Source organism: Thalassotalea hakodatensis (assembly GCF_030295995.1).
Classification (GTDB): Bacteria; Pseudomonadota; Gammaproteobacteria; order Enterobacterales; family Alteromonadaceae; genus Thalassotalea_C; species Thalassotalea_C hakodatensis.
Genome location: NZ_AP027365.1, coordinates 3,077,651 through 3,089,845, shown reverse-complemented (window position 1 = coordinate 3,089,845; position 12,195 = coordinate 3,077,651). Strand labels below are relative to the sequence as shown.

14 protein-coding genes are annotated in these 12,195 nt (G+C 39.7%); 4 read left to right on the top strand and 10 right to left on the bottom strand.

The annotated features are described in order from the left end of the window. The first annotated feature begins 27 nt into the window (after positions 1-27). Genes QUE72_RS13685 through QUE72_RS13675 form a run of 3 tightly spaced genes read left to right on the top strand, consistent with a single transcriptional unit; the run spans position 28 to position 3,227 of the window. On the top strand, positions 28-300 hold the full coding sequence (locus QUE72_RS13685; RefSeq protein ID WP_074496083.1) for an OadG family protein: 273 nt from the start codon (positions 28-30) through the stop codon (positions 298-300). A 12-nt stretch (positions 301-312) separates the two neighbouring features. Beyond that, positions 313-2,085 carry a sodium-extruding oxaloacetate decarboxylase subunit alpha gene (oadA, locus tag QUE72_RS13680; RefSeq protein ID WP_286269585.1) on the top strand — a complete coding sequence of 591 codons (1,773 nt, stop codon included), beginning with the start codon at positions 313-315 and terminating at the stop codon, positions 2,083-2,085. Between the two features lie 8 nt (positions 2,086-2,093). Further along, positions 2,094-3,227: a sodium ion-translocating decarboxylase subunit beta gene (locus QUE72_RS13675; protein WP_074496079.1), complete on the top strand. Its 1,134-nt coding sequence runs from the start codon at positions 2,094-2,096 to the stop codon at positions 3,225-3,227. Positions 3,228-3,273: 46 nt separating this feature from the next. On the opposite strand, the gene QUE72_RS13670 is transcribed toward QUE72_RS13675, so the two are convergent. The 8 genes from QUE72_RS13670 to napE form a co-directional block, all read right to left on the bottom strand. Further along, entirely contained in the window at positions 3,274-4,023 is a 750-nt protein-coding gene (locus tag QUE72_RS13670) for a type 2 periplasmic-binding domain-containing protein (protein ID WP_286269582.1), read from the bottom strand. A 66-nt stretch (positions 4,024-4,089) separates the two neighbouring features. Continuing rightward, on the bottom strand, positions 4,090-4,743 hold the full coding sequence (pdxH, locus tag QUE72_RS13665) for a pyridoxamine 5'-phosphate oxidase (protein WP_286269580.1): 654 nt from the start codon (positions 4,741-4,743) through the stop codon (positions 4,090-4,092). 159 nt (positions 4,744-4,902) lie between these two features. Next, entirely contained in the window at positions 4,903-5,073 is a 171-nt protein-coding gene (locus tag QUE72_RS13660; protein ID WP_175573062.1) for a PA3496 family putative envelope integrity protein, read from the bottom strand. A gap of 207 nt (positions 5,074-5,280) precedes the next feature. Continuing rightward, positions 5,281-5,868 carry a cytochrome c3 family protein gene (locus QUE72_RS13655; RefSeq protein WP_074496073.1) on the bottom strand — a complete coding sequence of 196 codons (588 nt, stop codon included), beginning with the start codon at positions 5,866-5,868 and terminating at the stop codon, positions 5,281-5,283. Between the two features lie 9 nt (positions 5,869-5,877). Next, positions 5,878-6,348, bottom strand: coding sequence for a nitrate reductase cytochrome c-type subunit (locus QUE72_RS13650; RefSeq protein WP_286269578.1), 471 nt, complete (start codon positions 6,346-6,348; stop codon positions 5,878-5,880). A gap of 9 nt (positions 6,349-6,357) precedes the next feature. Next, complete coding sequence (napA, locus tag QUE72_RS13645) at positions 6,358-8,856, bottom strand: nitrate reductase catalytic subunit NapA (RefSeq protein WP_286269577.1); 2,499 nt, start codon at positions 8,854-8,856, stop codon at positions 6,358-6,360. 9 nt (positions 8,857-8,865) lie between these two features. Next, positions 8,866-9,156 (bottom strand): chaperone NapD, encoded by a 291-nt coding sequence (locus QUE72_RS13640; RefSeq protein WP_286269574.1) that lies wholly within the window; start codon positions 9,154-9,156, stop codon positions 8,866-8,868. Positions 9,157-9,242: 86 nt separating this feature from the next. Next, positions 9,243-9,404 carry a periplasmic nitrate reductase, NapE protein gene (gene napE, locus QUE72_RS13635; protein ID WP_074496065.1) on the bottom strand — a complete coding sequence of 54 codons (162 nt, stop codon included), beginning with the start codon at positions 9,402-9,404 and terminating at the stop codon, positions 9,243-9,245. 177 nt (positions 9,405-9,581) lie between these two features. Between napE and QUE72_RS13630 the strand changes: the two genes are divergently transcribed. Beyond that, complete coding sequence (locus QUE72_RS13630) at positions 9,582-11,708, top strand: GNAT family N-acetyltransferase (protein WP_286269571.1); 2,127 nt, start codon at positions 9,582-9,584, stop codon at positions 11,706-11,708. 10 nt (positions 11,709-11,718) lie between these two features. On the opposite strand, the gene QUE72_RS13625 is transcribed toward QUE72_RS13630, so the two are convergent. Together QUE72_RS13625 and QUE72_RS13620 are read right to left on the bottom strand one after the other, a co-directional pair. Beyond that, positions 11,719-11,940, bottom strand: coding sequence for a hypothetical protein (locus QUE72_RS13625; RefSeq protein WP_286269569.1), 222 nt, complete (start codon positions 11,938-11,940; stop codon positions 11,719-11,721). 2 nt (positions 11,941-11,942) lie between these two features. Further along, the gene (locus QUE72_RS13620) at positions 11,943-12,131 is read right to left on the bottom strand and encodes a hypothetical protein (protein WP_074496059.1); all 189 of its coding nucleotides are present in this window, start codon (positions 12,129-12,131) and stop codon (positions 11,943-11,945) included. Between the last annotated feature and the right edge of the window lie 64 nt (positions 12,132-12,195).

Genomic DNA, 12,195 nt, shown 5'->3' with positions numbered 1-12,195 from the left:
CCAACCTTTTTTAGATTAGGATAAAAAATGGACAGTTTATTAGAAACTTTTATTGAAGCTGGCACATTAATGTTAGCAGGTATGGTTTTTGTTTTTGCATTTTTAGGGCTACTGGTTATTTTTATTAACTTAGTGCTAGTAAAACTTGCGAACAAATATCCCGATCCTATTATTCAATCTAAATCAAAACCTAAAGCAAAGAAAACAAATATTGCCTCTAATGGTGTAACACCCCAAGTCGTTGCGGCGATAGGTTCGGCTGTTACTCAATATAAACAAAAACATGGCGATAAAGCATAGGAGCGAATACACATGTCAAAAGCACTAGGTATTACCGAAGTTGTATTACGAGATGGCCACCAGTCTTTACTTGCCACTCGATTACGTTTAGAAGATATGTTGCCGATCGCATCAAAATTAGATGATATTGGTTTCTGGTCAATAGAGTCATGGGGTGGTGCTACGTTTGATTCATGTATTCGTTATTTAGGAGAAGATCCTTGGCATCGCATTCGTGAATTAAAAAAAGCAATGCCGAAAACTAAACAACAAATGTTATTTAGAGGCCAGAATATTTTAGGCTATCGTCATTATGCCGACGATGTAGTTGAGAAGTTTGTTGAACGAGCGCATGTCAATGGTGTAGACGTTTTTCGCATATTCGATGCCATGAATGATGTTCGAAATCTTCAAACTGCGATTAAAGCTGCAGTGAATGTTGGTGCTCATGCGCAAGGTACGCTTAGTTATACAGAAAGTCCTGTACATACTCTTGAGGGCTGGCTAACCATGGCTAAAAAGCTAGAAGACATGGGAGCACATTCTTTATGTATAAAGGATATGTCAGGTTTGCTGAAGCCATATGACGGTGCAGAATTGATTAGTCGTCTTAAAGAAACTGTCTCATTACCTATTGCTTTACATTGTCATGCCACAACCGGCTTAAGTGTTGCTACTCACATGAAAGCCATTGACGCTGATATTGATGTGATTGACACGTCTATTTCATCTATGAGCCAAACGTATGGTCATTCGCCAACAGAAACAATTGTTTCTATTGTTGAGGGGACAGCGCGTGATTCTGGTTTAGATATGGAAAAACTTGCTGAAGTGGCTGCATATTTCAGGGATGTTCGAGAAAAATATGCAAACTTTGAAGGTAGTCTTAAAGGAGTAGATGCGCGTATTTTACTAGCACAAGTACCTGGTGGCATGTTAACCAATATGGAAAACCAGTTAAAAGAACAAGGTGCTGCTGATAAGTTTGATGACGTATTAAAAGAAATTCCACGGGTACGTGAAGATTTAGGTAATATTCCGTTAGTCACGCCAACATCGCAAATTGTCGGCACGCAAGCGGTTTTAAACGTACTAACGGGAGAGCGTTATAAGTCGATCACTAAAGAGACTGCTGGCGTTCTTAAAGGTGAATATGGCGCAACGGCTTCTCCGGTTAATACGGAGTTACAAGATCGTGTACTTGACGGCAAAGAGGCAATTACGTGTCGTCCGGCTGATTTATTAACACCTGAAGTTGATAAACTCACCAACGAACTTGAGAATCTTGCGAAAGAGAAAAGCATTACCTTAGCGGATGAAGTGATTGATGACGTGTTAACTTATGCATTATTTCCGCAAATAGGTTTAAAATTTTTAGAAAATCGAAATAATCCAGATGCTTTTGAGCCAGCACCGACTAAAGAGGCGACAACTTCTGAAGCTTCAACGACGAAGAAAACATCAGCAACTACTGAAAACTACTCGGTCAGTGTGGATGGACAAGTGTTTGATGTTGTCGTTGGGCCAAGTGGTAGCGTATCTTCAGTTACCACTGCAGATGCTGAAATAAAACAATCTGCATCTGTCAGCGCTGGTGAAACCTTAAATGCCCCATTGGCTGGTAATATTTTTAAAGTACTTGTTGATGAAGGTGAAGAGGTTGCCGCAGGCGATGTGGTTATCATCATGGAAGCGATGAAAATGGAAACTGAAGTGCGAGCGGTATCGGCAGGTCAAGTTGCTTCTATTCATGTTAGAGAAGGGGATGCCGTTACTGTTGGCGAAACCTTACTGACTTTAGCGTAGGTGATAACATGGAGCAGTTAAATACTTTATGGTTATCAACAGGCTTAGCAAATTTTGAGTTAGGCCAGGTTATTATGATGCTTGTTGGTTGTGGGCTTTTATTTCTCGCTATCGCGAAAAACTTTGAACCACTGCTACTTGTGCCTATGGGGTTTGGTGCCATACTGACTAACATACCTGTTGCAGGATTTTCTGAGGTAGGTGGTTTATTACATTATGTGTATTACGCAGGTATTGATACGGGTATATTCCCGCTATTAATATTTATGGGTGTCGGTGCAATGACCGATTTCGGCGCGCTAATCGCGAACCCTAAAACCTTGTTCTTAGGGGCTGCAGCACAATTTGGTATTTTTGCTACATTGTTTGGTGCTATCGCATTGAATGCGATCCCTGGCTTCGAATTTACGTTACAAGATGCTTCTGCCATTGCGATTATTGGTGGTGCAGATGGCCCAACGGCCATTTTTTTAGCGTCTAAGTTAGCACCAGAATTACTTGGTGCAATTGCCGTCGCAGCATATTCATATATGGCGTTAGTACCAATTATTCAACCACCAATCATGAGAGCTTTAACCACGGAAAAAGAGCGTAAGATTGAAATGGCACAGTTACGCCATGTAACCAAAATTGAGAAAGTTATCTTTCCGTTGGGTGTCTTGTTGATGACAATTTTCTTTTTACCTGCGGCTACGCCATTAGTTGGTATGTTTTGTTTAGGTAACTTAATGCGAGAATGTGGTGTGGTTGATCGTTTAAGTTCAACTGCGCAAAATGAGCTTATTAATATTGTGACGATATTCTTAGGCTTAGGTGTGGGTTCTAAATTAAGTGCTGATCAGTTTTTGAACGTTGAAACATTAGGTATCCTCGGTTTAGGTGCTGTTGCCTTTTCAATCGGTACAGCTTCTGGGGTATTAATGGCGAAACTGATGAATAAATTAAGTAGCGAGCAAGTAAACCCATTAATCGGAGCGGCTGGTGTGTCTGCGGTACCGATGGCAGCACGAGTAGCTAATAAAGTAGGTTTAGAAGCTAATCCACATAATTTTTTATTGATGCACGCTATGGGGCCAAATGTGGCTGGGGTGTTAGGCTCTGCGGTTGCTGCTGGTATTTTATTAGCATTGGTTGGTCAGTAAACAGTTACAAGTTAATAGAAAAAGCGTTAATCGATGTTTATCACGATTAACGCTTTTTTTTGTCCGAAATGGTCGTGACTATGCCAGAATTTGCTAATTGATTAAAATTATTTAATGGCGTTAAGTAGGCTTGAGTGTTAAGAGATAATAAGGCTTTATCAAGCTGTTTTTTTAATGTTTGACCTGCGCGAGTGTTATTAACGGCAAGACCTGCAGGAATTGTAATTAGTTTGTTGTAATGTATGTTGGAAAATTTTAAGCGGTTGATGGTACTCATCATTGATGCGCGTTCAAAAATCGCAGCTTTTATGCGATTTTTAACGATTAACCTAGCTAACTGCTCAAGGCTGCTGACTTCGATAAACTTTTCTCTAGAAATGTTTGTCACCATTGCCATAAAATCAGCATTCCCCGTTAAAGTACCAATGCTGTTGGTGGTTAAGTTTTCTTCGTTAAGGTATTGTGGGGTTTGTGCGTAAATATCCACTGTCGCTTGAAAAAACCAGTCTAATTCTATTGCGCTTTGATAAAAGCTTTTCGATTCATTGCCTTTTGGGGTTAATCCGATTAACTTCACTTTACCGTCATGCAAGTCTTTTTTGGCTCGGGCATAGGTTGCAATTGTGACCTGGAAAGATAAATCTGTTTTGGCTTCAATGGCTGCTAACATATCAGGTAATATCCCTGAACCATCATCGTTTATAACGGGTGGAAATGGTTCAAGTTCAACGAAAATACACTCTGCATTACCCGTCATTGAAAACGTTAACAATAAGATAATTAAAAGTTTCTTCACGTATTAAATCCTTGCTGCTTTTATTCACCCTAACATAATTATAAAAAGTATCGCAATCTATCGTTATTAAGGCTGTATTTTATATTGTTGCCAGCTTTTATTACTCTTTTCAAAACATACTCTGTCATGTAGTCGACTCGTTCTCCCTTGCCAAAACTCCATGTAGTGTGGCTTAACGCGTAAACCGCCCCAAAATTCTGGTAATGGCACTTCTTGACCTGAAAATTTTTGTTGATACGCTTCAAATTGTTCCTTGATCGCATTGTCATGACTGAGTTTTTGGCTTTGTTTTGATGCCCAAGCGCCAATTTGGCTACCTCGGTCACGACTATGGAAATAGCGTGTAGACTCTTCTGGTGTGATTTTTTCAACAGAGCCTTCTATACGCACTTGTCGCTGAAGTACATTCCAGTGAAATAACAATGCGACTTTATCATTGTGTTGCAATTCTTGGTGCTTTCTACTGCCGTAGTTGGTATAAAAAACGAAACCTTGCTCGTTGAATGATTTTAATAACACCATGCGCGAACTGGGTTGACCGCTATCACTGACGGTACTGACTGACATCGCTTCTGGCAATAAAATGCCTGATTTATTGGCATCTTCAAACCATTGTTGAAATAAATCAAAAGGGGATTGATTGGGTTTTATATCAGGTAAGGGTAAAGCAACGCCTTGGCCAAATGTAAATAGGCAGCGTAACTTCTCTAAAAAGGTCATGCAGTCAACTCCAGTATTTGAATTTGACCATTTTATCAATAACGATATGTGTTTTATAGAAAAAGAATGAGGAAACAGCAAAACATAATGTAATTAATGCTATTAACTAAACGGTTAATACAGAATAATTATTGCTGATAAACAAGCAGGATATAAAAATTATGATGAATCCCAATCGTCAAGTAAGTCTTTTAAACGTTTCTGCTCCAACAAATCATCAATTTTCCGTCTTACTTTGGCGTTGTTTTCTGCTGTAGGTAAAGAATGCACATCGGGCTCATCATTGTTAAGTTGTTGATTGTGCGCATCGTCGTGTTTGTCATAAGTCATGTTTTTATACCTAGTTCATGCGAATAACGAATATCACTTTCGTAGTTTTCATCCTAATAATGTGAACATAGGCAAGGAAACTTTATCGGTCAAACTTTCAGCGTAAAAAATGTTTTAATTGACGATTAATAATAGTTGATGAAAGGGAGCTGAAAGCACCACTGAAAAATTACAGTAGTGCCAAGTATTAAAAAGTGGTTGTTAACTTTACCAGCCTTCTACGCCTTTCATGTCGGGCAACTGATGAGCAATACCTTTATGACAGTCAATACAGGTTTTATCACCGCTAGCAAGTGAGGTTGAATGTTGTTGAGCAGCTCTGCCACTTTGCGCGGTAAAGTCCATGTAATCAAAGTTATGGCAATTTCGGCACTCTAGAGAATCATTCGCTTTTAGGCGTGTCCATTCATTTTGCGCCAAACGTCGGCGATGTGCGAGAAATTTTTCTCGGGTGTTTATTGTGCCGAATATTTTTCCCCACACTTCTTTCGATGCTTGCATCTTTCTGGCTATTTTATCTGTCCATTTATGTGGAACATGGCAATCTGGGCAGGTTGCACGTACCCCTGAACGATTCGAGAAATGAATAGTTGTTTTCATTTCTTCATAAACATTATTTTCCATTTCGTGGCAAGAAATACAAAATTGTTCCGTATTCGTTGCTTCTAATGCGGTATTAAAACCACCCCAGAAGATAATGCCCATGATAAAGCCACCAATAACGAGAAAGCCTAAACTAAAGTATGCACTGGGCTTTTTGAGCGTTTGCCAGCCAATGCTAATGATTTTTTTCATCATACACTCCTAATTTTCACTTTTTTGTTTCGTTTTCATTAAGCTATGCATATCAATGAAAGTATTATCAACCAAGGGTTTTGCATCAGTTTGCGTGGCATGGCATTGATTGCAAAAATAGCGTCTTGGCGATATCTCTGCGAGAAAATTGCCGTCTCTGTCCATATAGTGAGTAACACTTACCATGGGGGCTTGAGATTCTTCTGTGCGCTTCCTACTATGGCACGACATGCACTTGTTGGTATTTAAGTTCACCTCATAGTTACGCGTTTTATGTGGGATCACTGGCGGCTGCATAGGATAATTTCTGGCTTGCTTTATATCATTGTTCATGACATTGGCAATGGGTGAAGAGGGGGATTGCTGATCTAACGCTTTCCCTTTTCTTAACGTGGCAACATCATCAAAAGCTGCAACAGTAGTTGTGATTAACAAAAGTGACAAAAGTGTGGAATAGGTATATTGCATTGTTTTGTTCATAACATCCTCCTAAGCTTTGACGATTCTGACAGCACACTTTTTAAAGTCTGTCTGCTTCGAAAGTGGATCTGTTGCATCTAAGGTCACTTTATTGACTAATCTGCTGGCATCAAACCACGGCATGTAAACCAAGCCTTTAGGCGGCTTATTGCGCCCTCTGGTTTCTACACGGGTTTGAACTTCACCGCGGCGGGATTGTATTTTTACTAAATCACCACGTCGCATTTTTCGCATTTTAGCGTCATCTGGGTGCATATAAACGAGCGCGTCAGGCATTGCTTTATAAAGCTCAGGTACACGCTGTGTCATTGAGCCTGAATGCCAATGCTCTAATACACGGCCCGTTGATAACCACAAATCGTAATGTGCGTCTGGCACTTCTGCTGGCGGCTCATAAGGTAGGGCAAAAATTACCGCTTTACCGTCAGGCTTGCCATAAAATTCAAAGTCACTGCCAGGGGTTACATAAGGGTCTGAACCTTCTTTGAAACGCCAGCGAGTTTCTTTACCATCAACGACGGGCCAACGAAGCCCACGTTCTTCATGATAACGATCGTAATACGCTAAATCATGAGCCTTTCCTCGACCAAAACTGGCATATTCTTCGAACAAGCCTTTTTGGATATAAAAACCAAAGTGGCGAGCTTCATCATTCAGTCTGTCTGTTGGTACTTGGTTGATTGAAAATTTGTTTACTTGACCATTTTCAAAGAGCACTTCATACATCGATTTACCTTTGTATGAAGGGTTTTTATCCAGTAATTCTTGTGGCCACACTTCTTCAATAGCGAAACGCTTCGAAAATTCGACTAATTGCCAAAGATCTGATTTAGCCCCCTGTGGCGCTTCAACCATTTGATACCATGCTTGTGTTCTTCGTTCTGCATTACCATACACACCTTCTTTTTCTACCCACATAGCTGTAGGCAAAATTAAATCACCTGCTTGTGCGGTTACGGTAGGGTATGGATCAGACACCACAATGAAATTATCTGGATGACGATAACCAGGATAACCTTCCTCATTCATATTCGCTGCGGCTTGCATATTATTGTTACACTGCACCCAATAGAAATTGAGTTTGCCATCTTTAAGCATGCGATTTTGCACTACAGCGTGGTAGCCGGGTTTTGCTGGTATTGTGCCTTTAGGAAGCTTCCATTTGTCTTCAGCAAACGCTCTATGCTTATCGTTGCTAACAACCATATCCGCGGGTAAACGATGTGAAAACGTACCTACTTCTCTCGCTGTTCCACATGCTGAAGGTTGACCTGTTAATGAGAACGGACTATTGCCAGGGGTTGATATTTTTCCGGTTAATAAGTGAATGTTATACACAAGGTTGTTTGCCCATACACCGCGGGTATGCTGATTGAACCCCATGGTCCAAAAAGAACAGACTTTAGTGTTAGGATCGGCATACAATTCTGCTAATGCCTCTAAGTTTGCAATAGGGACACCAGACAGTTGAGAAGTATACTCTGCGGTATAAGTACTCACAAATTCAGCATATTCTTTGAAGTTAATTGCTTTCGAACCACCAGCATTTGAACCGCTATTCTTCGCACGTTTTTGTAAAGGATGATCCTCGCGTAAGCCATAGCCAATATCAGTGTTACCCATACGAAAATTAGTATGTTTATTGACAAAGTCTTTATTAACACGGTCAGTAGTAATGATGTAATTAGCGATAAAATTTAAAATGGCTAAATCAGTTTGTGGGGTGAAGATCATACTGTTATCAGCAAGATCAGAACTACGGTGCTGGAAGGTAGAAAGCACGGCTACCTTCACATGGGGGGCACTTAAACGGCGGTCTGTGATTCTTGTCCATAAAATAGGATGCATTTCTGCCATATTAGAGCCCCAAAGCACCATTGCGTCGGTTGCTTCAATATCATCATAACAGCCCATTGGTTCATCAATACCGAATGTTCGCATAAAGCCGCCAACGGCTGAGGCCATGCAATGTCTCGCATTTGGGTCAATATTGTTACTTCTAAAACCCGCTTTAAATAATTTAGAGGCAGCATATCCTTCGAATACGGTCCACTGGCCAGAACCAAACATGCCAATACCTGTAGGACCTACTTTTTTAAGCGTTTGTTTTGCTTTTTCTGCCATAATGTCAAACGCTTGATCCCAAGTGATAGGTGCAAAATCACCATTTTTATCGAACTTGCCATCTTTCATACGCAGCAAGGGGGTTGTTAAGCGATCTTTGCCATACATAATTTTCGATAAAAAATATCCTTTAATGCAGTTTAAACCGCGGTTAACTGGTGATTTAATATCACCATGAGTCGCAACCACTTTACCGTCCATGACCCCAACGTTGACACTACATCCTGTACCACAAAACCGACAAGGGGCTTTATCCCATTTTAATTTGGTTAAATCACTGCTGGTGATCAAGTTTGACGCCGATGCTGGCACCGATACACCTGCAACGGCAGCAGCAGCGGCTACAGCATTAGCTTTAATAAATTCTCGGCGATTAATATTCATTTTGTCACCTTATTCTTCGGTTAAAAATTGATGATAAACGGGCGATAAACTGTAAAGCCCGATAAAATTTCTGAACTGTTCAACAACAAACGCAATGTGTTTTTGGTGTTGAGCTTCAATAGTAAAAACAACTTTGCCATCGTTACTAACTGCGTGGACTTGTGCGCCATGTTGCGCTTCAATTTCTTGGCTGAACGCATTTGTTTGTTGTGGAGTAATATGTGCCACAAAACTGGCGACATGGTATTCGGTTGATTCTGTACAACCATCATTTGTTTGTTTGCTGTTTGTTGCTTTCATAAGAAATCTCATGCGGTAAACGTTTAAACTTTCTTCTCGTAACCTTCCACGGTTGATGATTGTTACTATCTACCCGTTAAACGTTCTTAAGAAGTAGGTGGGCCAAACAACATCTGTGATATCCAGACGATAAAACCGAACCCACCAACGATAATGACTGATAAGATTGGCGCTAAAAATACCGCAAGAAAAAGGAAGGTATTCTTTTCGTATTTACGCTGTTTCTCTGAGGATATATTTTGTTCCATGCTTCTATCCTTATATGTATTTATGCCTATTATGTTTGTTATCAGATAAAACATATTGATCTGTATCAATGTTTATTATTTATCCGTAACGAGAATATTTTTTCAGTATAGTTTAGAATTTGAAGCTTGCTTGGTATGATAGCCAGCTACTTATTTACAGAGTATTGAGTAATAGTTGTGCATTCTACTGACGAGGTATTTCAATGGTTATCATCATGGCAGCCTGATATTTTAGCTGCATATGAACGACGACTGATTATTGCAGAGGGTGATTTATCATGGCAAAACCAAATAGCGGAAATATTTTATAATTATTATGATGAGCACGACGGTGAAGTTTTTTTGTGGGGAGAGTCCCAATCGTATTTAACTGGGAACATTAAAAATTATCGACATCAATTGGGCCGTGAAAATGACGTGGTGATTTTTGCTGAACCTGATTTTCATCCCGATGCGTTTGCTGCGTTATCAGGGACTATAAAAGCGGGAGGGGTGCTGCTATGGCTAAAACCAAGCACGTGTAAAACGAGTCTTTTTATGCAACGTATTATCGATCATTTCACTCTAGATCCTGACGTTGTTCAGTTAACTCCTACAATGTTACCAAAAGTTGACACAGTAAAAAAAAGCGCACTTGAAAAGCAATCTACAGCACTTAAACACGGGTGTGTTACCTTGGAGCAACAACACGCCGTCGACAGTATTTTACGTGTTGCATCAGGTCATAGAAATCGTCCGTTAGTACTCACCGCTGATAGAGGTCGTGGAAAATCAACCGCGCTAGCGTTGGCAAGTGCTCACCTTTTATTGCAAACAACTCAACCACCAACCACCATTATTATTTGTGCACCAACCATAAATGCAATTACCGTGTTTTTTCAGCAACTTTCATTACATTGTCCACAAGGTACATTGACGAAAGATAAGTTTATATTTCAACAACATGTTGTAAGATTTATTCCAATAGATGTGTTACTCGAAACTAAACCGACATGTCAATTATTGCTTGTTGATGAAGCAGCGGCAATTCCGGTACATTTATTATCAACGGTTGCTGAACACTTTAAACGCATTGTGTTTTCATCAACACAACATGGTTATGAAGGAGCAGGTAGAGGATTTGCCATTAAGTTTCAGCGTTTATTAGCTAACATATCCCCCCAGTATCGCGCAATACATATTCAGCAGCCGATCCGTTGGCGTGAAAATGATCCATTAGAAACGCTCATTTATGCTACCTTTTTGTTTGATTGCCACCACGAGCCTTTACTAATAAAGCATAACGCATCGGCACAACGGTTTCGATTTGTGAATAAAAATGAATTAATTAGAGATAATGCCTTACTGACACAAATATTTGCCGTGCTCATGAACGCGCATTATAAAACCACGCCGTCTGATTTAAAATTACTGCTCGACAATGAAGCGGTACGAATTGTTATAGGCTATCAAACAGAAAACTGTTCAGTGAACGCAGTAGCGTTGATCGTTGAAGAAGGCAATGCCAGCAATGACGACGTTGCTTCGGTGATCAACCATGAAAAGCAATTGACTAACCAATTTATTCCGCAATATTTACTCAGACATCTATCGGTTGAAAACGCCTTTAAGTATCGATATTGGCGCATAAATAGAATTGCTGTTCCCGAGGGTATGCAACAATTAGGCGTTGGAAGTAAACTTCTTAGTTTTGTAGCCACAGAAGCAAAACAATTATCTGTTGATTTTGTATCAACCAGTTTTTCTGCAAATCAAGCGATTGTGTCGTTTTGGCAAAAAAATGGGTTTACTATTGTTAATCTTGGTCTGTCAAAAGTACAAGCGAGTGGTGAGCATGCCGCGTTAATGTTAAAAGCCCTAAATGACGAGGCTAAACAAATTGAACTTGCTTTGGCTGAACAATTTTATCGAAAAATAGCTTTTTATTTACCTAGTGTATTTCAAAAGCTACCAGCATCATTAATTCGACAGTTAATGCGCACTGGAAAGTCACGATGGTTACCCCCTTTAACATCAACTGATAATCTTGTTGTTAAAGCATTTACCGATAAAAAAATGCAATTTTTACAAAGTGCTTTTAGCTTGCAACTTTGGACGTTGCATTATTTGACTAATGATAAGGTAGCAGCAGAAGATATTATAATAGGCACGTTGTTTTCTAACGCTGAAATCGCCTTAGATTTTATGGTTGTTAAACTTTTACAGCAACAGAGTGATGCTAATATTAGCAAAGTGTTTTCATTTTCGGGTAAAAAGCAAATTCAACAACAGTTACAGATCTTATTGCATAATTTAATTTGTTGATAGGGTGGAACTAGCGTTGACATTGCCAACACCAAAACCGATGCATTGTGTGATAATCACATAGGTTTGCTGTTTCTGATGAAGAATCTGCTGACATGATCACTTTCTCAATATAGTGAACAATAGTTTTTGCCAACCCTTGGCTGGGGGCACAACAATACGTGTTAAGTAGAATAGTTAACCATTGCTCAGGGGTTGTTGCGTATTGCTTTTTTAGATCGAACACCTTCATTGTTAGGACTCCTTTGTAGCTAAACAGCTCGTTAATAAACTTTTCCAAATAACTTTTTTTGCGACAGTATTTAAACTTTGGCACTCGTTGCCATGTACCACGCCTGATGTGATCAATGTTGCTAATAAATGTTGTGGAATGGCTACTTGCGCAAGCTCTATTGTTGGTGGGTTAGCATTATTTCTTGTCATGGTTTTTCCTTGCTTTGACAACCGAAATATAACAGTAGTCATTTATTGAAATAAATGCAAATGA